This is a genomic window from Burkholderia sp. AU45251 (genome assembly GCF_030482905.1).
Taxonomy (GTDB): Bacteria; Pseudomonadota; Gammaproteobacteria; order Burkholderiales; family Burkholderiaceae; genus Burkholderia; species Burkholderia aenigmatica.
Genome location: NZ_JAUJQH010000015.1, coordinates 76,154 through 97,157, shown reverse-complemented (window position 1 = coordinate 97,157; position 21,004 = coordinate 76,154). Strand labels below are relative to the sequence as shown.

15 protein-coding genes are annotated in these 21,004 nt (G+C 71.3%); 2 read left to right on the top strand and 13 right to left on the bottom strand.

All coding sequences use genetic code 11. The annotated features are described in order from the left end of the window. Positions 1-14: 14 nt before the first annotated feature. The 9 genes from QZM67_RS25765 to bcsB are packed head-to-tail and all read right to left on the bottom strand — an operon-like array spanning position 15 to position 14,700. Entirely contained in the window at positions 15-209 is a 195-nt protein-coding gene (locus tag QZM67_RS25765) for a hypothetical protein (protein WP_175021971.1), read from the bottom strand. Beyond that, positions 191-1,747 carry a cellulose biosynthesis protein BcsG gene (gene bcsG / locus QZM67_RS25760; protein ID WP_301807617.1) on the bottom strand — a complete coding sequence of 519 codons (1,557 nt, stop codon included), beginning with the start codon at positions 1,745-1,747 and terminating at the stop codon, positions 191-193. Before bcsG ends, QZM67_RS25765 begins: the two co-directional genes overlap by 19 nt. Before the next feature lie 27 nt (positions 1,748-1,774). Next, positions 1,775-4,312 carry a UDP-forming cellulose synthase catalytic subunit gene (bcsA, locus tag QZM67_RS25755; protein WP_301807615.1) on the bottom strand — a complete coding sequence of 846 codons (2,538 nt, stop codon included), beginning with the start codon at positions 4,310-4,312 and terminating at the stop codon, positions 1,775-1,777. Beyond that, on the bottom strand, positions 4,309-5,088 hold the full coding sequence (gene bcsQ / locus QZM67_RS25750) for a cellulose biosynthesis protein BcsQ (RefSeq protein ID WP_301807612.1): 780 nt from the start codon (positions 5,086-5,088) through the stop codon (positions 4,309-4,311). Before bcsQ ends, bcsA begins: the two co-directional genes overlap by 4 nt. Further along, complete coding sequence (locus tag QZM67_RS25745; RefSeq protein WP_043182427.1) at positions 5,085-5,303, bottom strand: hypothetical protein; 219 nt, start codon at positions 5,301-5,303, stop codon at positions 5,085-5,087. Before QZM67_RS25745 ends, bcsQ begins: the two co-directional genes overlap by 4 nt. Further along, complete coding sequence (bcsE, locus tag QZM67_RS25740) at positions 5,300-7,246, bottom strand: cellulose biosynthesis protein BcsE (protein WP_301807609.1); 1,947 nt, start codon at positions 7,244-7,246, stop codon at positions 5,300-5,302. The genes QZM67_RS25745 and bcsE overlap by 4 nt, the downstream gene beginning before the upstream one ends. A 9-nt stretch (positions 7,247-7,255) precedes the next feature. After that, positions 7,256-11,164, bottom strand: a complete 3,909-nt coding sequence (locus tag QZM67_RS25735) for a cellulose synthase subunit BcsC-related outer membrane protein (RefSeq protein ID WP_301807606.1) — start codon at positions 11,162-11,164, stop codon at positions 7,256-7,258. Then, positions 11,149-12,396, bottom strand: a complete 1,248-nt coding sequence (bcsZ, locus tag QZM67_RS25730; RefSeq protein ID WP_301807603.1) for a cellulose synthase complex periplasmic endoglucanase BcsZ — start codon at positions 12,394-12,396, stop codon at positions 11,149-11,151. The genes QZM67_RS25735 and bcsZ overlap by 16 nt, the downstream gene beginning before the upstream one ends. Before the next feature lie 3 nt (positions 12,397-12,399). After that, entirely contained in the window at positions 12,400-14,700 is a 2,301-nt protein-coding gene (bcsB, locus tag QZM67_RS25725) for a cellulose biosynthesis cyclic di-GMP-binding regulatory protein BcsB (RefSeq protein ID WP_301807601.1), read from the bottom strand. A 483-nt stretch (positions 14,701-15,183) separates the two neighbouring features. Here bcsB and QZM67_RS25720 point away from each other — a divergent pair, with 483 nt between their 5' ends. Next, the gene (locus QZM67_RS25720) at positions 15,184-16,206 is read left to right on the top strand and encodes a sensor domain-containing diguanylate cyclase (RefSeq protein WP_301807599.1); all 1,023 of its coding nucleotides are present in this window, start codon (positions 15,184-15,186) and stop codon (positions 16,204-16,206) included. Positions 16,207-16,287: 81 nt separating this feature from the next. On the opposite strand, the gene QZM67_RS25715 is transcribed toward QZM67_RS25720, so the two are convergent. From QZM67_RS25715 to QZM67_RS25700, 4 genes are all read right to left on the bottom strand, one after another. Next, a complete protein-coding gene (locus QZM67_RS25715; RefSeq protein WP_301807596.1) occupies positions 16,288-16,740 on the bottom strand; it encodes a hypothetical protein in 453 nt (150 codons plus the stop codon). Continuing rightward, on the bottom strand, positions 16,740-18,146 hold the full coding sequence (locus QZM67_RS25710; protein ID WP_301807593.1) for a phosphatase PAP2/dual specificity phosphatase family protein: 1,407 nt from the start codon (positions 18,144-18,146) through the stop codon (positions 16,740-16,742). The genes QZM67_RS25715 and QZM67_RS25710 overlap by 1 nt, the downstream gene beginning before the upstream one ends. Then, positions 18,143-19,912 carry a bifunctional alpha/beta hydrolase/class I SAM-dependent methyltransferase gene (locus tag QZM67_RS25705; protein WP_301807591.1) on the bottom strand — a complete coding sequence of 590 codons (1,770 nt, stop codon included), beginning with the start codon at positions 19,910-19,912 and terminating at the stop codon, positions 18,143-18,145. The genes QZM67_RS25710 and QZM67_RS25705 overlap by 4 nt, the downstream gene beginning before the upstream one ends. Before the next feature lie 80 nt (positions 19,913-19,992). Continuing rightward, entirely contained in the window at positions 19,993-20,598 is a 606-nt protein-coding gene (locus QZM67_RS25700) for a CDP-alcohol phosphatidyltransferase family protein (RefSeq protein ID WP_175026380.1), read from the bottom strand. A 124-nt stretch (positions 20,599-20,722) separates the two neighbouring features. On the opposite strand from QZM67_RS25700, the gene QZM67_RS25695 reads away from it, so the two are divergent. Further along, positions 20,723-20,953, top strand: a complete 231-nt coding sequence (locus QZM67_RS25695) for a hypothetical protein (RefSeq protein ID WP_175026381.1) — start codon at positions 20,723-20,725, stop codon at positions 20,951-20,953. Positions 20,954-21,004 lie beyond the last annotated feature (51 nt).

Genomic DNA, 21,004 nt, shown 5'->3' with positions numbered 1-21,004 from the left:
CGTCACGGCCCCTCTCACCGCAGCCCCATCAACTTCGCGAGCGTCGGCCAGCGGTCGAGCGACTCGATGAACGCGCGGCGCGCCTGCTCGTCGACATAGCGGTCGGGATCGAGCGCGGGCAGATGCCGCGCGAGGCCGAGCACGTCGTTCGGTTGCGACAGGCGATCGTCGTCGGCGTCGCCGGGCAGAATTACTGTTCGTCGATCCATACGCCATCCGGAGTTTTCACCGAGTAACCGTCGGCCGTCTGCATCGTCACCGTGCCCTCGTTCTCGCCGACCATCCGCGTGCGCGGCAGGTCGGCCGCGTACTGCGCGAGCGTCGCCCCCGGCTTGAACGGGCTGTTCGACACGAGGTTCGACAGCAGTTGCGAGAGCGCGAGGAAGCTGGCCGGCTGATCGATCACGGTCGTCGCGCCGTGGTTGCCGGCAAAACCGACGAGCCGCACGCCGACCGGCCCGTGCACGATGCGCGGCGTCGGGATCTCGCGCAGGCCCGCGACCTGGTTCTTGTCGCCGCGCAACGCGGCGCCGTGCTCGGGCACGAACACGATCACCGCGCGGCGGCCCGATTGCGCGATCAGGTCGGCGAGGCGGTCGAAGTCGTCCATCAGCTTCGTCGCGCGCTGCGGATACGAGTCGATGCTCGTCAGCGAACTGCCGACGATCCGGTTGCCGTCGTGCAGGCTGATCGTGTTGTAGTACAACGCAACCGGGCCCGGCACCGACGCGCGCTGCGCATACCAGTTCGCGAGCGTCGAGTAGTCATCCTTGATCGCCGAGCCGTCGAACGCGTGCATCGCGACGGGCGCGGCCGCGTTCGAGATCATCGGCGCGTCGGCCACCCCGATGTTGTCGTGGATCACCTGCAGGAAATTGTCGAAGTGACCGTCGTGGTTCAGCAGCGACTGCACCGAGTAACCGGCGCTCGCCAGTTGCGAGAACAGGTAGCACTGCTGCGGCGCGGGCTTGTACAGGTCCGCGTGCGCCTCCTGCCCGCAGCTCGCGCGCAGCACGCGGATCGCCGCCGGGCCGCTGTAGCTCGCGGCCGTGCTGAAGTTCGTGAACAGGTAGTCGAAATGGCTCAGCATCGGATGGTTGCGCACCTTCGCGGCATCGAGGTCGTCCCACGACAGCGAGCAGATGTGCAGCACGATCACGTCGAACTGCGCGGCCGGATCGTTGCCGAGATGGCCGAACGCGACCTGCCGCTGCGACTCCTGGGTGCGGAACGTCGCGAGTGCGGCGTTGTGATCCTCGGGCTGGCCGGCGAGCGTCGAGCCTGCCGCGTTCGCCTGCTGCGGAAGCGGTGCGACGACGCGCGCCATCAGCCCGCTGCCGGCCTGCCACAGCGGCATCACGATCAGCACGGCCAGCACGAAGGTCGCGACGCGCAGCCAGCGGTTGACGATGAAATAGACGATCAGCGCGCCGGCCACCGTCAGCAGCAGCACCGGCGGCAACAGGCGCGGCAGCAGCTCCATCCAGTAGTCGAGGCGGAACGTGCTCACTTCGCGCGCGGCCTCGGCGAGACGGGCGAGCGGCGGTGCATGCATCTCGCGGGCGAGCAGCGGCACCGCGATCGCGATCGCGACGAGCTGCCGGACGATGCGCCACGCACGCCGCCGGATCGGTGCGCTCGCCGCGAGCGCCACCGCGAACGCGAGGTTCGCGAGCCAGAACGGCTGCAGGTGCCCGGTCGCGAACAGCGCGAACTTCAGGATGAAATACGGATTCCAGAACGTCATCTAACCCACTCCATGATGAGCGCCGCGTCAGTCGCGCGCCCGATCGAGTTTCGGCGCCAGCATGGCCAGCAGGCCGCGCGCCGCACCCTTCCACATCCGTACGTTGCCGTCCAGGCCGATACGCAGCACTTCCTTCAGCCCGCCGAGCGGCGTATCGAGGCGCTCGCCTTCGTGCCAGTCGAGCCACGCATCCGCGCGGCCGAACGTGCATTGCACGAGCTGGCGTTCCTGTTCGAGCGTGAGCGCATCGAAGCTCACGCCGACATGAGCCGGCGTCACGCGGCTCACGCGCACCGGGAACGGGAACGACCGGTCGCCGCGCGTCACGCACACCGTCAGCGTGTCGCCGACGGCAAGCGAGAGCCCCGGCACCGCTTCGAGGCCGAGACCGCCGGTCGAGTAGTCGCTCGTGAAGCACGCGGCCGTCGAGCCGTCGGCGAGCAGCAGCATGGCCGGCACGCGCATCGCGATCCGGTGCGTGACGCGCACCTGCTTGGTCTCGCGCGCCACGGCCAGCGCCGCGCCGAGCATCGCGAGGTTGTACACGGTCCAGCCGAGCGTGATCAGGATCGTCGACGCCTCGTCGCCCTGGTCGATCACCAGCCGCCACAGGCCGGCGACGATCGCGAGCACGTTCAGCCCGAACAGCACCAGATACGGCTTCGACGTCGACCAGTCGACGTAGCCTTCGTCGATCTTGCCGCCCTTGTCGGTCACGTTGAACTTGCCGTGCTTCGGGCTGAAGAACGCGACGGTGGTCGGCAGCGCGATGTACCACGCGAGCACCGATTCGTAGACCTCGGCCCAGAACGAATGGCGGTAGCGCCCCTGCATCCGCGAGTTCGCGACGTTGGCGAGCACCAGATACGGGATCACGTAACTCGCGAGCGCGAGCGCCGACGCGTTGATGAAGTACAGGTGGAAGAACAGGTACGCGAGCGGGATCGTCAGGAACACCAGCCGCGGAATCCCGTAGAAGAAGTGCAGCATCGCGTTGCCGTAGCAGATCCGCTGGATGAAGCCGAGCCCGCGCCCGAGAAACGGGTTGTCGATGCGGAAGATCTGCGCCATCCCGCGCGCCCAGCGCGTGCGCTGCTTCACGTGGCCCGCGAGGCTTTCGGTCGCGAGGCCGGCCGCCTGCACGGTCGGCAGGTACGCCGACGTATAGCCGCGCCGGTGCAGCTTGAGCGCCGTGTGCGCATCCTCGGTCACGGTCTCGACCGCCACGCCGCCCACCTCTTCCAGCGCGCTGCGCTTGAGCACCGCGCACGAGCCGCAGAAGAACGTCGCGTTCCACAGGTCGTTGCCCGATTGCACGAGCCCGTAGAACAGGTTGCCCTCGTTCGGGATCTCGCGGAACGTGCCGAGGTTGCGCTCGAACGGATCCGGCGAGAAGAAATGGTGCGGCGTCTGCACCAGTGCGCACTTCGGGTCGCGCAGGAACACGCCCATCGTCGTCTGCAGGAACGAGCGAGTCGGCACGTGATCGCAGTCGAAGATCGCGATGTATTCGCCGTGCGTCTTCGGCAGCGCGCGGTTGATGTTGCCGGCCTTCGCGTGGCGGTTGTCGTCGCGCGTCACATAGTCGATGCCGGCCTCGCGCGCGAACGCCTCGAATTCGGGGCGCTTGCCGTCGTCCAGCAGGTACACGCGCAGCTTCGCGCTCGGCCAGTCGATGCTCTGCGCGGCGAATACCGTCGGCTTCACGACCGACAGCGGCTCGTTGTAGGTCGGGATGTAGATGTCGACGGTCGGCCAGGTGTCGGGATCGTCGGGCAGCGGCACGATCGGCCGGTCGAGCGGCCACGCGGTCTGCACGAAGCCGAGCAGCAGGATCATCCACGTATATGCTTCGGCGCCGTACAGCAGGTAGCCGGCAACGGCCTCGACCGGGCTGCGGAAATCGAGCGTCTGCGTGGTGCGCCACCACACGTAGCGCACGGTCGCGAGCAGCGCGAGCGAGGCGAGCGCGAGCGTCGGCAGATGGCCTGGCAGGCGGCGCAGCGTGAGCGCCAGCACCGCGACGATCGCGAAGAACGCGAACTGCGCGCCGGGCATCAGCGGCGACATCCCGGCCGCCGCCCACAGCAGCGCGCCGGCCACCAGCAGCAGCGGCGCGAGCCAGCGGCGCCGGCCGACACCGTGTGCGCGCGCATCGAGCCAGCCGCCCCAGCGGACCCACGGCAGGCGCTCGAGTAGCGCGTTGATGCGCCGGCCGACCGCGCGCCCGGCCACGTAGACGGGCACGACATACTGGTCGAACCATGCGAGCGGATCGCGCGCGGGCCGGCCATCGGCCGCGCGCGGCGCACGCACGATCGCGCGCCACAGCCATTCGCGCAGGCTGAGCGGCTGCAGCACGCCCCACTGTTGCGCGAGCCGCAGGGTCGCGACGCGCACCCAGCGGCGCACGTAATCGGGCCGGCCCGGCGGCGGCGCGTGGAAGAACAATCGCACGAGCCAGTCGACCAGCGTGCGCTCGGCCGGCAGCCCGATGCCGCGTGCGCACCAGTCGGCCGCACGGCGGCCGAGCGTGCGCAGTCGCGGCGCGAACACGGCCTTCATCGCGCCGCTCCGGTGCGGCCGGCGGTGACCGCCGCCAGCCACGCATGAACCCAGTTCGCCACACCGTTCAGGTCGTGCGACGCCTGCGAATACGGCGCATCGTCGAAGATCCAGCTCCCGCGCGCGAGCGCTTCGGGCATGGCCGCATCGACGTGGATGCGCTGCTCGAGCATCGACGCCGGCCCCGCGACCGCGCGCAGCATCGCGAGCGCATCGCGCTGCATGTCGCGCGCCGGATTCAGCCGGTTCACGACGATCTGCAGTTCGCCACCGCCGGTGCGCAGTGCACCGAGCCGCGCAGCCGTCGTCGCGCAGGCGGTCGGCTCGGGCGGCACGACGACGAGCGTCAGGTCCGCGCAGCGAATCGCCTGCTCGGCCTGTGTCGACGGATAGCGTGCGGTGTCGATCAGCACGACGCCGTCGGCCGGCAACGCGATCTCGTCGAGCGCGCGCGACAGCCATGCCGGGTCGGCCGCGAGCCGCGCGTCGCACGCGGCGGCGCCGGCCGCATCGACCTGCCCGTACGGCACGAACAGCACGCCGTCGGCGCTGCGCCAGGTATGCGCATGCCACGGCTCGGCGCCGCCGAGCACGCTCTGCGCGAGGCCGTGCTCGGCCAGCGTGTCGAGGCCGAGCGTCGCGCCCATCAGGTTCTGCGCGTCGAATTCGACGGCGACGACCGGCCGGCCGCGGCGCGCGAGCAGCACCGCGAGTGCGGCCGTGAGTGTCGTGCGGCCCGCGCCGCCGGTCGTCGACGTAATGGCGATCGTCTTCATCGGGCCGCCTCACCACCGCGTTCGCCGCGCTCGGCATCGGGCAGCAGCCGCCCGCGCAACGCGACCGGCACGAGTTCGCAAGGCACCGCGTCGCGCCGGTCGATCCCGCGCGGCGCGTGAAAGCCGCGGCCGATGCCGAGGTGCTGGGCGACGATCCACACGGGCACCGCGATCGCGATGCCGACGATGAAACCGAGGACGAGTTCGGCGATCATGCGACCCCCTGCTTGCGCAGCGGCATCTCGCTGCGGATGGCACCGCGTTTGCGCGCGGCGGGAATGACGGGTTCCGGCCGCGACGCGTCGACGGCCGCGACCGACGGCGTCGCACCGATCGCCTCGAGCGCGACGATCGTATCGATCGTATCGATCGCGTCGCTCACCTCGCCCGCGTCGGGCAACGCGTCGCCCGGAGCAGCGTGCGCCGGCAGTGTGCGCGGCGTGGCCGCGAACAAATCGCTGTAGTCGGCGATCGGCGCGCGCCGGTTCTCGGCCTTCAACGCATTGAGCTCAATGTCGATGCTGCCGTGCCCGAGGCACACGACGCGGTCGGACAGCGTGTCGACCGGCACGTCGAAGATGCGCGCGAGCGCGTCTTCCGCGTCGACCGGTTCGCAGGCGAACAGGAACACGTACAGGTGCGCGGCATCGGCCGTCACGACGTCGCCGGCACGGCGCGGCCGGCAATGCCGCAGCGCGTCGACATGCGACACGCCCGGCAGCAGCGCGATCTTCGCGAGCGTGTGCGGCAGCGCGAGCACGGCACCGCGATCGAGCACCGCGCGAATCCGCAGGCAGAACGCGCCGACCGGCAGGTAGCCGAGCACCGAATCGCCGAGCGCGGCCGCGAGCGCCGCACGATAGTCGGCCGCCACGGGCCGCGCATAGAGCTGGCCGCGCAGCGCGTGCACGGCGGCCTGCATCCGCGACACCGGCAGGTCGCGCGCGACGACGCGGCTCGCGCCGACGCTCAGCACGAGCATCTCGAACTGCTGGCGCAGCACTTCGCCGCGCTCGACGACCGCAATCTTCAGCGCCCCGCCGCATTGCCGGCGCAGCGCGTGCACGTCCGCGCACAGCGCTTCGAGCTGCGCGTGCGAGTGGAACACGAGCACTGCGGTCGCGGCCTGGGCATGCGCGCAGGCCGCGACGACGGCCGCGTTGTCTTCGACGATTTCCCAGCCCTCGGGTACGCGGGTCGTGCCGTCGAGCACCGCGCGGCTGGCGACGACGCGATCCTCGTCGCTCGCGAGCTTCATGCCGCGCGCGGGCTCGGTTGCGCCGCCGTCGACGCTCGCCGACAGCCGGCCGCCCGGCGCAAAGCGCAGCGACCGTACCTCGCCGGCCGCGAGCGTGTCGCCCGCACGCCAGAAATCGACGATCCACAGCAGCTCGCCGTGCGTGCGCTGCAACTGCGCGACGCCCGAGCAGATACCGTGAAAGCCGCTACGCGGCGTGCGATCCGCATCGCGCACGAGCGGAGCATCGTCGGTGCGTGGTTCTTCGCCTGCATGGTCCGCCTCGGGATCGAGCAGCAGCACGAGCGCGATCCGCCGCGTGCGGCACCAGTCGGCGAGTGCGTGCGCCTCGTCGGCGAGCGTGATCGGGTCGTCCCAGCTGAACCAGCGCTGCGCGCCCTCGACGAAATACAGCGAGCGCGCGCGAAAGCCGTAACGCTTCAGCGCGCGCAGGCCACCGGTCAGCCGTGCAAACGGGCCCGGTGCCGCGCGGCGCGGTGCGTCGGCCGCTGCGCCGGCACCGTCGCCGCGGGCCGGCTCGGCCGCCGGCGACATCGCCAGCACGTTCAGGTTGCGCGGCCAGCCGGCCGGCTGCGCGCCGCCCGCGAAGCCGCGCGCCTGCATCTGTCCCGCGACATGCGCCGCCTCGCGCGCGAGCACGACCGTCACGTCGCGCGTGCGCGCCTGTCGCGCGCTCTCCCACACGAGCGCGTCGCAGGCCGGCGTACCGCCGGCCGCGTAGATCGCATACAGGCCGCCGGCTTCCAGTTGCGTCCAGGCATCGGGCAAGCCGTCGATCGCGAGCCGGCTCACCGTGCCGGCGCGACCGCCGGCCGGCCCCGTGCCCAGCAGCGCACGCAGGCGACCCAGCAGGCCGGCGGCGCCGAGCACGGGACGGGTGGCATCGATTTCCGTATTCACGACGGTCCCCTAGTAATCCGAATAAAGCCGAACGGGCGTCGGCGTAACAAGCCAGCTGCGTTGAGCGCGCGCATCGAACGCATAGCGCAGGTACACGAGCGCCGAACTCGGCGCGTAGTCGTGCGACCGGTCGACGTTCAGTTGTGCGCCGACGCTCAGGTGCGGGTTCACACGGTACTCGACGATTCCGTTGATGCCGTACGAGAACGACACGCCGCGCGTCGAACTGCCCGCGTACACGAACCCGGCCGCCACCTGGTCGGCCCGCCGATCCTGGAACGTCGGGTAATACAGCGAATCCTTCTCGTAGCTGTTCGAGATCCCGCCCGTGACGGTCAGGTCCCACGACAGCGCATCGTGCCGCCCCGCCCATTCGATCGGCACGCCGAGCGACAGGTAGCGCTGCGGGCTGTAGTAGCCGCCCTGTCCGTACGTGTAGTAGCGCAGGTTCTGCGCGTAGTGCCACGCATTGCCGACGAGCCCGGTGCTGACCTTCATCGTCGCGCGCTCGTACACGGGCATCGTGAAGCCCGTGCGCAGCGTGACTGCCGCGTTGCGTTCGACGTTGCGGCCGGACAGCACGCCCGCGCCGAGTTCCGCGAACAGGTTCGTACGGCCGACGTCGACCGACGCGCGCAGGTTCACGCCGTCGCGGCGCACGCCGCCCCAGACCGCGCCCGTCCATGGGTCGCGCATCCCCGAGTACGACAGCACGCTGCTCGTTTCCGGCCGCCGCGACGCGTTCACCGAGAAACTGGCCGGGCCTGCGTCGAAGCGATAGCGTACGCCGCCGACGAGGTAATGCACGGGGAAACCGAGCGGCGACGTGCCGAGATCGAAACGCCATGCGTCCGACAGATAGCCGGCGCCGAGCGCGACGCCCGTCATCGATTGATGCAGCGAGCCCGGCGGATTCGCGATCAGCTCGGCGGCCGGCTGATTCAGGTGGAACGGTGGCGGCAGCCCGTTCAGCGCCTTGAGCGCCGCATAGGTGCCGAACGTCTGCACCGAATACCCGTTCGGGTTGCTCGTATCGAGCGTACCCGCGTCGAGATGCACGGTGTCGATCTGCGCGAACACGTGCCCGTCGTAGCGAATCGGCACCTGCACGTAGATCGGCACCTGCTGCGCACGATACGACGAGCTGCCTTCATCGCCCGACTTGTACGCGGGCATCCAGCCGGTCTCGATCTCGGGATTGCGCCGCTGCTCGAGATCCGCGAACGCGGCCTGCGCAGGCGTGAGCCCGTCGCGCCCCGGGCTCACGCCCGTCGCGCGTTCCTGCGACTGCGACAACCGGTACAACGATGCCGCATCGTCATAGCGACCCTGCGCCTCGGCCACGCGCCCGGCCGCGACCGTCACGTCGGCGCGCGCCGGATATGCGGCATGCAGCCGGTCGGTCACCTGCACGGCCTGGTCCGGGCGGCGCAGCGCATTCAGGCGGCGCACGGCCGACAGTTGCGTGTCGACGTCGTCGTCCGGCGTGCGCGCGAGCACCGCCTGCACGCGCGCAAGCGCGGCTGCCCGGTTGCCGCTGTCTTCGTCGATGCGTGCCAGCGCGAGCTGCGTCTCGGCATCGTCCGGCGTGCGCGCGACGACCGGCGCGAGCGCATCGCGCGCCGCGTCGTAATGGCCTTGCGCGCGTTCGAGATCGGCCCGTTCGAGCGCATAGCGCTTGTCCGCACGGCCGGCCGCGCTCGCGCGATCGAGCAGCTTGCGCGCCTGCGCGTAGTCCTGCTGCGCGATCGCCGCGTCCGTCTGACGCAACACGAGCCGCAGCGACTGATCCTCGATCCTCGCCGTCTGCGCGGGCGTCAGCGACGGTGCCCCGCGCAGCGTGTCGAGCCACGCGGCAAGCGCGTCGTCGCGCCCCGCGCTGCCGAGCAGGTCGCCGTAGCGCAGCCGCACGTCCGCATCGGCTTCGCGCGGGTGTGCGTCGATCCAGTCATGCAATGGCGCGAGGCCGCGGTCCGGCTCGCCCGCATCGATCCACTGCGCGCCGATCGCGGCGAGCATGTCGGGATCGTCCGGCGCACTCGCCTGCGCCTGGGCGAGCGACGCGGCGAACGCCGTGCGGTCGCCGCGCGCGAGCGCGCCGCGTGCGTCGGCCAGCGCGCTTTCCGCGTCGAGCTTGCGTGCCAGCGCACGCATCCCGTCCGAACGGTGCGCGTCGTCGACCGGTGCGAGCGCGGCCTGCGCACCCGCGACGTCGTCGAGCGAATTGCGGTACAGCGCGGTCGCGTAGCGCATCTCGGGCGTTGCGCTTTGCGCGAGCCCGTCGTCCATCACCGTGCGGCCGAGCTGCGGCAGCCCCATGTCGCGATAGAGGCGCGCGAGCGCAAAGCGCGTCCACGGCGCGTCGGGCGCCGCGCGCACGGCCGCCTCGTAGCGCTGCGCGGCGGGCCCGCGTTCGCCCTTGTCCGCCAGCGCGCGCGCCTGGTTCGCGAGCAGGTCGGCACGCAGGCCGTCGAGCGCGCGCCGATCGTCGCGGCCCGTCACGCGGCCTTGCAGCGCGTCGAGCAGCGGGCCGATCTGGTCCGCGCGGCCGGTGTTCTCATACAGCGTGGCCGTGTCGCGCACGACCGCGGGGTTCGGTGAGCGCGCGGCCAGCAGCGCGCGCAGCAGCGGCTCCGCGCGCGCCCAGTCGCGCTGCGCGAGCAACGCATCGGCCAGCTGCAACTTCGCGTCCGGGCTGTCCGGCTGCATCGCGAGTGCCGCACGGGCCGCGCGCTCTGCATCCTGTGGTCGCCCCGCAGCGGCCGCCGTGCGGCCTTGCGCGAGCAGCCCCCAGAATTGCGCGGTGCGCGCGAGGCTCTGCCATTTGTCGCGCTGGTCGGTCGCGAGCGTCGCGGCGCGCGTGAACAGCGCACGCGCTTCGTCGTGCCGCCCTTCGCGCAGGCGCAGCAGGCCGAGCCCGCCGACCGCATCGGCGTCGTCCGCGCGCGAGCGCGCGGCACGCGTCAGCAGCGGATCGGCGCCGCTCAGGTCGCCGCGCGCGAGTGCCTGCAGGCCGCGCTGCTGCGCGATGTAGTCGGGATTGCGTTCGAGCTTGCGCTGCGCGTCGCGCTGGCGATCCAGCGCCGCGACGCGGTCGACGAATTCGGTATCGTCCGGCGCGAGCGCGAGATACGCATGCAGCGCATCGAGATACGCCGGATCATTGCCGGCCGGCTGCAGCACGCGCCGCCACAACGCCATCGCCTCCGTATGGTCGGCGTCGGCGCGTTTCGCGAGCGCCCAGGCGATCCGGTTCGCCTCCGGCCGCGTGTCGGCGCGCTGGTTCAGCAGCCGCGCGAGCGCCATCGTCGCGCTCGTGTCCTGCGGATCGGCCGCGACCGCGCGGCGCAGCGCGGCGATCGCCGGCTCGCGCCCGCCCGGCGCATTCGACACGATCTGGTAATACTCGGCGCCGAGCGCGCCCGACGGTGCGCCGTTCGGAAACAGCGCGACGATCCGCGTGGCCGCCTCGTCGGCGCGACCGCTGCGCGCGAGCAGGCGGATCTGCGCCATCTCGCCACGCCCGCTCGTCGCGACGCGGTATTCGTCGGCCACCCGCCGCGTGGCGGGCGCATTCGGCGACTGCGCCTGCAGCCGCGCGAGCGACGCCTGCGCGCCTTGCGCATCGCCGAGCCGCAGCAGCACGCGAACCTGTTCGGCCAGCAGGTCGGGATCGCCCGGCGCGATCAGCAGCCCCTTGCGCAGCGCATCGCGCGCGAGGTCGTCGCGATGCTTGACGCCCCACATCCGCGCGGTGTCGAGCTGGCGCTGCGCATCGGCGGACGCGGAGGTCGCCGGCGTCGCGGGGGCCGCCAGCGTCGCAGCCGACGCGGTACCCGGCGCCGCCGCGCACACCGACGACGCGAGCCACGCGAATCCCGCGACGTGCGGCGCGGCGCGCTTCAGCGGGCGGCGCACGAACGGCCTCCCCAGCGGGCGTCGAGCGTGCCGTCCGCGCCGAACCGGTAGCGTCCGTCGCGCCAGCCGAGCCCGAACAGCGTCAGCACGCTCGTGTAGTAGCCGGGCGCCGACTGGCGCGCGAGCGTATCGACACGCGCCGCCTGCGCATCCGCGAGCGCGCGCTGGCCGCGCGCGTCGAGGAACGGCACGGCCGCCGCCGAGAACCCGCCGTTGCCGTCGTTCGGCCCCGCGACGCCCGTCGTCGTGTCGACCTTCTCCGGCGGTGCGCCATGCGCGGCGATGTGGTCGGCGAACGGCGCAAAGCGCGCGAGCAACGGCGCGGCGAGCGGATCGGCGCGGTCGAGCATGCCGGCCCACAGGTAGACGCGGATCGCGTTGTACGCGCTCTCCGCATGCGTCTGCCGATCGGGCCCGAAACCCGTGCCCGCGCGATACAGCGCCCAGTCGGGCGAAAAGCCTTTCGGTGCGGTGTCGAGCAGCACGCGCCCGGTGCTGGAGACGAGCGCTGCCCAGCGCCGGTCGTCGGGCAGCCGCGCGCCGAGCGCGCGGATCACCTGCGGCGGCGAATAGCTCGGGTTCACGCGCCACTGGCCATCGGCCAGCTTGAACCCCGTCGGCCCCGGCAGCAGCGTGAGGCCGAGGCCCGGCACGCTCGCCGTCTCGTCGTCGAGCACGCGCTTCGCGAGCAGCGTGCCGCGCGCCGTGTAGCTGCGCTCGTGCCACAGCCGCCCGGCCTCGACGAGCGCATACGCGATCCACAGGTCGGCGTCCGACGCCGCGTTCGCGTCGAGCACGCGCCACGCGCCGTCGGGCGCGCGGCCCCACAGCCACGCCGGCAGATGCGCGCTCAGGTCGCCCTGCGCGAGATTGTTCTCGGTCCATGCGAGGATCGTGTCGAACATGCGCCGGTCGTTCGCGACCAGCGCGAAGAAAAGTCCATACGCCTGCCCCTCCGACACCGTGCGTGAATCGGCCGAGCCGACGTCGATCACGCGGCCGTCGGCCGAGATGAAATCGCGCTTGAACGCGTCCCAGCGCGGCCACGTCGCGCCGCATCCCGCGTTGGCCGCATCCGCCGCATCCGCCGCGTCGGTCGCACCGGTTCCCGCGGCCTGCGCACGCGTGGCCATCCCGGCCGCCGCGCACGTCACCGCAACCGCCAGCGCGAGTGTCGCGCCGACGCGCCGCGCCGGCCGCATTGCCCGTCGCTTCGCCATTGCCCGCGCCATCCGTTACATCCCCCGTCGGCGCGCGGCGATTCTCTGCAGCACGCTGAACACGCCGAGCGCGAGCAGCAGCCCCGCGACGACGCCGACCGCGCCGAGCACGACCGGATGCCGCGCCGCTTGCGTCCATACGCGCGCATACCAGGGCACGAAGCCGACCACGTAAGGGTCGCCGACGCGCAGGCTGTCGACCTGCCCCGGCCGCACCAGTGCAAGGTCGCCCTGCAGCTGAGACACGAGCCCGGCGTTCTCGAACACGTCGAGCAGATCGCCGAGGCGCGGCTGGTCGGTCGCCGTGAGCGCGACGACGCTGCGCCCCCGGCTGCCCGGCAGCTCGAACCCGGCGAGCGCCGCGAGCGAGCCTGTCTGTTCGATATGCGCGCCGCCTTCGGCCAGGCCGACGCCGTTGCGCCAGCGCTCCTTCACCGAGAACGCGACGCGCGCGGCGCCTTCGCCCCCCGCGCTGCCCTGTTCGCCGATCACGAGCGGCAGCGCCGAACGCCAGTGCGCGAGCAGCGGCGACGCGGGCGAGCCATCGATCACGAGCAGATCCTTGCTGCCCGACAGCGCGGCGACGTCGCCGGGCCGCGCGACCTGCACGCGCAGCGCCGGGAAGCCGGTCCATTCGCCCATGTGGCCGAGCATCGTCAGGTAGGCCTCGAGTTCCTGCGGCGACGGACGGTCGGGCATCACGACGGCCGTCTGCGACAAATCGGCGAAGCGCGTGAACGGGAAGCCGCTGTTCGCAAAGAACGCGAGGTTCGGCAATTGCGCGTAATGGACGAAGTGCGAGAAGTCGATCGTCGAATCGGGATCGATCGCCGCCCGCTGCGGCTCGGTCGCCGTGCTCGAGCACAGGCCCGTCTTCTGCGTGTCGAGCGTGAAGCGGAACTGCAGCTGGTTGCCGCTGCCGACCCGGAACGCCGGGATGTCGACGTCGCTCGTCACGCGCCCTTCCGGCACCGACAGCAGCGGCAGCTGCATGCGGCCGTGCGCATCCTCGGCATGGGCCGGCCCGAGCCGGTACGACTTCACGAGCTGGTCGTTGATCTCGACGGCGAGCGTCGAGTTGTCCTGCACCGTCGGCGCCGTGTAGCGGTAGCGCAGGATGATCGGCACGCCCGCGCCGTTCCACGAATGCAGATCGGCCGGCACGCGCAGGTTCAGGCGGATGGCATCGGGCGCCGTGCCGCGCACTTCCAGGTCGCGCGTATCGGATACGAGTTCGCGGAACGTAATCGGCCGGTTCACCGGCAGCCAGCGCGGCGCATCGTACGGCTTGCGCGGCGCGCCGAGATCGACGTGCGCGACCGTCGCCGCCGGCCCCGACAGCGCGACGCGGCCCAGCACGAGCGTCGCGACCGCATCGTCGACCTCGGCCGCCGTGCGGCCCGTGACGACAAGCAGCTTGCGCCCCGGCGCGGCCGGGTTGTCGGCCACCGCGAGCAGCGGGCCGGTGATCGACGGCAGCGCGAGGCCGGCCGGCAGCGTCGCGGCCGTGCCGATCACCACCGCCTGGTCGTCGGCCGGCAGCCCGGACGACACCGGGAACCGCGCATGCCGGTAGTCGGCCAGCGCGCCGAACCACGACGCGAGCACGCCCGCGCTGCGCAGCGTCGCCGAATCGGGCGTCGCCGGCAGCACGAACGGCAGCCGCACCCGGCCGTTGTCGCGCCGGTCGAAGAACGGCGCGGGCAGCAGCGCGAGATCGTTCGGCAGGCGGACCGGCGATTCGTCGAGGATCAGCTCGCTCTTCGGGCTCACGTCGGCCCACAGCGCCGAGTTCGACGGATCCTCGCAATGGTCGAGCGTGTAGTGCGCGATCAGGCGCAGGCCGATCTGGTTGAAATCCGAGAAGTAGCGCGGATCGATCGGGATTTCCTGCGTGACCGTGCGGCCCGCCTGCGCGGCGTCGAACGGAACGGTCGCGATGACCTCGCCGTTCACCGACACCTTCAGGTGCGACATCGGGAACACCAGCGACGGCGAATACGCATAGGTCAGGCGCAGCCGCGCGCCGGTGACCACGCGATCGAGCCGCACGCCCGCATTGATCGTACGCGCGTCGTCGGCGCCGCGCAGGCGCAGCGGATCGAACGCCCCGAGCGACGCGAACGGCAGGTGCACCGTCGTCGCCGGCAGGCCGGCGGGCGGCACGCTGGCCGCCGCAGGCGCCGGCACCGGCGCAGTACCGGACGCCGCGCCGGCAGACGGCACGGCCGGCATCGGCGCGGCCGACAGCGCGGCGGCATGAAAAGCGCCGGCCATGGCGGCCGACAGGACGAACAGCGACACGGCCGGCTTCATGCGCCGCTCCGTTTCGTCGAGATCATCCGGTCAACTGTCGCATCAAAACCGACGCGCGCAAAGCAGCAATGCCCGTGAGTGAACATCCCCACTGCTTCCCCTCATATAACGAAGTAACGAAGTGACCTGACTCAGTTATCGAAACGACGCAGCGAATTCTTTAATCGCCTGTCATCGCGTTGTGCGCGCCTGGCACTGGCACACACCCATTCGTCACACTATCTCAAAAATAGGACAAAACTCACCTTGATTCGCAACGATGAGGCGAAAAAAACCTCAATCGGGTCGGAACTGCTGCGTAAGCGGGACGAATGGTAAGAATTGCGCCGTTGTCCCGGGACGAGCTCAACGGCATACTGCCGGCGCGGAGCGGCTGGCCGGCGGCGATCCGTTGCAGACCGCCCGGACGCGCGGCCGCGAGGCGGCGCGTATGCTACCGCAATCCCGCGCCGCCGGACGTGCTTTCTTTCACGGAAAACTGACTTGAATCAAATCGCCGACACCGCCACCCCGTCGCCCGACACGCTGCTGCGCATCATCGCCGCGCAGACCGAGATCGCGAAGCTCGGCCTCGACCTCGGCAGCGTGATGGCCTACGTGGCCGAGCAGGTGCCGCAACTCACCGGCGCGAGCGCCGCCGCGGTCGAATTCGCCGAGGGCGACGACATGGTGTACCGCGCCGCGTCCGGCACCGCGGCCGGGATGCTCGGCCTGCGGCTGCGGCGCTCGGGCAGCCTGTCGGGCCTGTGCGTGCAGCAAGGCGCGTTGCTGCACTGCACCGATTCGGAAATCGACCCGCGCGTCGATCGCGACGCCTGCCGGCGGGTCGGCCTGCGCTCGATGCTCGTGATGCCGCTCACCCATGCCGACACGACGGTCGGCGTGCTGAAGGTGATGTCGCCGGAGGTCGACGGCTTTTCGCAAGCCGACGCCGGCACGCTGCGGCTGACGGCCGACCTGATCGCCGCCGCGATGTTCCACGCGGCGCGCAACGAGGCGAACGAACTGTACCTGCGCGCGACGCACGACGCGCTCACCGGCCTGCCGAACCGCGCGCTGTTCTACGACCGCCTGCGGCAGTCGATGCACACGACGCTGCGCGCGAACGGCCGGCTCGGCATCCTCAACATCGACATGGACGGGCTGAAGCCGATCAACGACGGCTTCGGCCACCGCGCGGGCGACGCGGCACTGCGCGAGATCGCCACGCGGATGCAGGGGGCGGTGCGGCGCTCGGATACGGTCGCGCGCATCGGCGGCGACGAATTCGCGGTGATCCTGCCGAACATCGGCAACCGCGACGACGCGCACGCGCAAAGCACGCGGCTCGCGCGTCAGGTCGGCGAACCGTTCGAATTCGAGGGTCGCCCGATGCGGCTCGGTGTCAGCGTCGGGATTGCGCTGCTGCCCGACGACGGCACCGACATGAACGCGCTGATCGAGCATGCGGATCAGGCGATGTATGAAGTGAAGCGCACGCGGTCGCCGCGGACGGCGCACGCATAACGCGCACGCGCAGGCCGCTGCGTCGACGAACCGGCGGGCGGAACGGCACCCTCAACCGCCCGCGGCGGGCTTGAACCGGCGCTAGCCGATCTGCGGAACGGCGATCGCGAGCCCGACCACGAGCCATTGCACGATCGCGACCAGCACACCGGCGCGGCACAACCCGACCGCGCCGCGCACGCGCGCATCGAGCGCGCGACCGGTCTTCGACGCGTCGATCCAGCCGAGATCGGTGAGCGCGCGGTCGAGTGCCGCGAGCCCGTCGTCGACCGATGCGTCGCCGGCCGCCGCGCGCGCAAGCGCGGCGAACAGCCGGCGGTCGATCTCGATCCGCACCGCGCACCACAGTGCCGCGATCCCCGATCCGGTGCTGACGACGGCCAGCAGCACGCGGGCGATCGTCGCCGGCGCCCAGCCCGATGCGATCCACCAGCCCGCGCCAGCCGCAGCCAGCGCGGCCGCGATCGCCCACGCGCCCGCATCGAGCGCGCCACGCGCGGCGGCAATCCGGAACGGTGCGGACGGGTCGCGCATCACACGCCCCCCGCGCCGCGCCGGCGATCGATCCAGTGCTGCAACACGGCCACGCCCTCGTCCGACCACACCGCATGCGGCCGCACCGCGCGCACCGCGGCCAGCGCGTCGCGCGCATCGCCGAACCCGCGCCGCGCCGCCAGCCACGCGGCCGCGCACAGCACGCTGCGCCCGTAGCCGAGCGCGCAGCAGACCAGCACGTCGCGCCCTTCCCCGTGCAGGCGTTCGAGCGCCGCGACGGCCTGCGCGAGTTGCGCGGCCGTCGGCGCGACGAGGTCGAGCTGCGGCACGGTCGCATAGCCGAGCGACGCATCGAGCGACGCCCAGCGCGGCATTTCGGCGGTCAGGTCGACCAGCCCCGTGAAACCGTGGCGGCGCACGTCGCGTGTCGTCGGCGTCCGGCCGATCGAAACGCGTTCGTCGATCCGCACCGGTGCCGGCTGCCGGAACGTCCACAGCCGCGAATTGACGAATGCGCCGGCGATCGTCGGCGCGAGCAGCCAGCGGATGACGACCGGGAAACGCCCGTGCGCGTCCTTCCGGAACGCGCCGGGTGCGCCGCGCCGGTAGATCCACGCGACACACGCGAGCGCCAGCGCGACCCACCCGGCCACCAGCGCCCAGCCGGGCGCACGCGGCACGCACCAGAGGGCCACGAGTGCGACCGCCGCCGCGCCAAGCGCATAGCGACGCGCGAGCGCGCGGCCGGCCGCGCCTGGCGATGCCTCGGCGCCCGGCAGCCGGCCCGCGGCATCGCGCAGCGGAAACAGGAACAGCGCGAGACAGCCGACGGCCGCGCCGGTCGGTACGTCGATCGCGTGATGCTGGTAGGTCGTCAGCACCGACACGCCGATCGCCGCGAACCACAGGTGCAGCACGACGCGCGCGAGCGTGCCGCGCAGATGCTTCGCATAGACGGCCCACAGCACGACGAGCAGCCCGATGTGCAGCGACGGCGCCTGGTTGAACGGCTTGTCGAACCCCATCAGCAGCGTGAACAGCGCACCGGCCACGCCGCCCGCGTCGGGCCGCTCGAAGCCGAAGCGCAACGGCCACGCGATGAAGCACGCGACCGAGATCAGTTGTACGGTCAGCAGCCGCTTCACGTGATCGAGCAGGTCGGCGCGGCGCGTCCAGAAGAAGAACGACAGCGCATACAGCAGGTCGATCGACCAGTACGGCACGATCGTCCATGGCACGAACGGAATCGCGTGCTCCCAGCCGAACGCGAAGGTCGGCACCGCGGCGCGGCGTGCGGCGAGCCAGTTCGCGAAACCGTAGGTCGAGAAGAACACGGCGCCCATCGCCGCGAGCCAGCCGAGGCGCAGCGCGAACGACGCGTCGCGCGCGCCGGCGGCTGCGGCCGGCTCCGCGAGGCCGCTCGCGCCGCCGTCGAGCGCGCTCATGACGCGTCGACCCGCTGCGCGAGGCTGACCGTGAAGATGCCCATTTCGTCGATCCGCTGGTCGAGCTTGCGGAAGCCCGCGCGCGCGACGAGTTCGTCCATCTCGGCCTGCGAGCGGCGGCGCATCACCCAGGTCGCCTCGCCGCGGTGATTGTTCAGCGCACGCGCGATGAATTCGATCTGCGGATGCCACGGCTGCCCCGTATAGACGAGATAGCCGCCCGGCGGCACGGCCTGCGCGAGCCCGCGCAGCGAGCGCTCGATCAGCGCGTTCTCGCCGAACAGCTCGTAGAGGCCCGACACGATCGCGAGCGTCGGACGCGGCTCGAGCGTCGCGAGCGACGCCTCGTCGAACGCGTCGCCGCGCTCGAAGCGCGCGATCGGCTCGAGGCCGCGCTGCGCGATCAGCACGCGCCCGGCCTCGACGTTCGGCGGGCTGTAATCGCGCAACGTGATGTCGTCGGGCGCCGCGCCGTCGCGCTCGGCGGCCGACGCGATCGCGTCGAGCACGTAGCGCCCGTGCCCGGCCGCGATGTCGACGATCCGCACCGGCGTGCCGCCGCCGCGCAGGCGGCCGATCGCCGCGCCGATCAGCTCCTGCAGATGCACCTTGCGCTGGCGGATGCCGACCCAGCCCGGCGAATCGAGATACGTGCGGTCAATCAGCGCGCCGACGCCGAGGCGCCCCTGCGCGCGGTTGCGGTACACGTAGTCGAGCGTCGAGCCTGAATCGAAGCCGAGCCGCAGCCCGAGCGCGATGCCGTCCGACAGCGCGCCGCCGGCCTTCAGTCCGGCCCGCGTGAGCGCCCAGTACGCACGCGCGAACACGTTCGCCGGCGGCCGGCCGAGCGCCGCGTATTCGTCGTGAAACGCGCCGCGCCGGTCGGCGTCGGCGAGCGACACGCGCGGGCTCGGCGCATCGAATTCACGCAGCACGAACGCACGCAGCGGCGCGAGCGCCTGCGCGCGGTCGCGTTCGCCGAGCGTGTCGTGATAGAAGCCCGGCAGCACGATGCGCTCCTTGCGCGCCGCGCCGAGGCGTTCGAAGAAACGGTCCTGCGGGCCGCGATGCACGACCCAGTCGGCCCCCGAGATCAGCAGTTGCGTCGGCACGGTGATCGCGGCCGCGTCGGCGACGATCCGCTGCGCGGTGTCGTGCAGGTCGAGCAGCATGTTGACCGCGATCGGCCGCGTGATCAGCGGATCGGACGCATAGCTCGCGATCCGCTCGGGATCGTGCGTGAGGAATTTCGGCTTCACGTAGCTGTTCACGTAGAACAGCCCGCGCAGCTTGTGCATCAGCCGCAGGCCCGGCCGCGCGAACGGTACGTAGAGCTTGATGTGGAACGCCGGCGATGCGACGACGAGCGCGCGGATCGGCGGCGCGTAGTCGTGCGCCCAGGTGGCGGCGAGCACCGCGCCGACGCTCTGGCCGACCACGGCCATGTCCTCGATCGCGATGCCGTGCGCGTCGCGGATATGTTCGACGAAGGTCTGCAGGTCGCGCACCGACGCGGCCGCGCTCGGGCTGTAGCCGCGCGCACCGGGCGAGCGGCCGTGGCCGCGCGCATCCCACGCGAAGAACGCAAAATCGGGCAGGTCGAGCTCGTCGACGAGGTGCGCGACGCGCGCCGAGTGTTCGTGGCCGCGATGCAGCAATACGATTGCGCCGCGGCAGCGCGCGCCCGTTGCGGGCCAGTGACGATAGAACAGCGTTTCGCCGTCGTGCGTGATGAAGTCGGCCTCACGGGCCATGCGTGCGCTCATGCGATCTCTCTCGTTTCGTTATTCGAATTTTGGTGCGCCGCCCTCCGGCGCCCGGCCCTGCAACTGCCTGGACTACCCTTTCAAGCACCCTTTTCCGCGATGCCGGCCTGCACGCGCCGCACCACGGTGACCATCGACAGCACGATCAGCAAGCGCCACAGCCACGCGGCGACACCGCCGACCGGAAACCCGAGCCCGATCCACAGCGCGAACGCGCCGAGGGCGAGCGCGCGGTCGCTCTTGCCGAACGGGCCGTCGTAGCGGCGGCTCACGCCGACCAGCGGGCCGATCAGCCCCGCACATTCGACGATCACCGCCGTCAGCGCGAACAGCCAGACGTCTGCCGGAGCGAACGCCGGAATCGCGAGAAACGGCAGCACCAGCGCGATATCGGACACGACGTCGCCCAGTTCGTTCAGGTATGCGCCGAGCGTACTCTTCTGGTTGTGCTCGCGTGCGAGCATCCCGTCGATCGCGTTGAGCGCCATCCGCACGAACAGCCATAGCGGGATCAGCAGGAACAGTGCGCGGGCGAACACGCCGAGCCCGGCCAGCGCGCCGACGACGATCGAGCCGCCGGCCGCGAACAGCGTCACCTGGTTGGCCGTGACACCGCGTTCGGCGAGCGAGTTCGCGAACGGGCGCAGACGATTCTGAAATTTGGGTTTGAGTGCGTAGAGGCTCATCGTTTTATTTGTGCGGCACAGTCGGATACGTTTCCCGTCACCCCGCCCCGGGGTGGCGAAACGGTCTTGGACGGCCTTCCATGGACGGCCCTAATCGTCGCCGAGCGGCCCCGATGCGTCAAGCATGCGCCCGGCCCGCCCGCATGGCGCCAATCTGGCGTTTTTGACGGAAACTCGCGATAATCCGCTGGCCCGATCGCAGCACGATCCATTCGAACTGCAAACGGGCACTCGTGCAACAGCCGATTATCACGCCGCCGACCGGCACATTCGCCGCGACGCAACAGCGTGTGACGGCGAACCGTCCGATTATCGCGGACCTGCGACAGGCAGCCACGAATTTGAAAAAATTTAAACAAGGGCCGTCCGGCGCGCATCCTGCCGCGCCGGCATTCCGGGGTCCCGC

Coding starts and splice junctions, on each gene's coding strand:
- QZM67_RS25765 (WP_175021971.1), bottom strand. CDS start 209: ATGGATCGACGAACAGTAATTCTGCCCGGCGACGCCGACGACGATCGC.
- bcsG (WP_301807617.1), bottom strand. CDS start 1,747: ATGACGTTCTGGAATCCGTATTTCATCCTGAAGTTCGCGCTGTTCGCG.
- bcsA (WP_301807615.1), bottom strand. CDS start 4,312: ATGAAGGCCGTGTTCGCGCCGCGACTGCGCACGCTCGGCCGCCGTGCG.
- bcsQ (WP_301807612.1), bottom strand. CDS start 5,088: ATGAAGACGATCGCCATTACGTCGACGACCGGCGGCGCGGGCCGCACG.
- QZM67_RS25745 (WP_043182427.1), bottom strand. CDS start 5,303: ATGATCGCCGAACTCGTCCTCGGTTTCATCGTCGGCATCGCGATCGCG.
- bcsZ (WP_301807603.1), bottom strand. CDS start 12,396: ATGGCGCGGGCAATGGCGAAGCGACGGGCAATGCGGCCGGCGCGGCGC.
- bcsB (WP_301807601.1), bottom strand. CDS start 14,700: ATGAAGCCGGCCGTGTCGCTGTTCGTCCTGTCGGCCGCCATGGCCGGC.
- QZM67_RS25715 (WP_301807596.1), bottom strand. CDS start 16,740: ATGCGCGACCCGTCCGCACCGTTCCGGATTGCCGCCGCGCGTGGCGCG.
- QZM67_RS25710 (WP_301807593.1), bottom strand. CDS start 18,146: ATGAGCGCGCTCGACGGCGGCGCGAGCGGCCTCGCGGAGCCGGCCGCA.
- QZM67_RS25705 (WP_301807591.1), bottom strand. CDS start 19,912: ATGAGCGCACGCATGGCCCGTGAGGCCGACTTCATCACGCACGACGGC.
- QZM67_RS25700 (WP_175026380.1), bottom strand. CDS start 20,598: ATGAGCCTCTACGCACTCAAACCCAAATTTCAGAATCGTCTGCGCCCG.
- QZM67_RS25695 (WP_175026381.1), top strand. CDS start 20,723: ATGCGCCCGGCCCGCCCGCATGGCGCCAATCTGGCGTTTTTGACGGAA.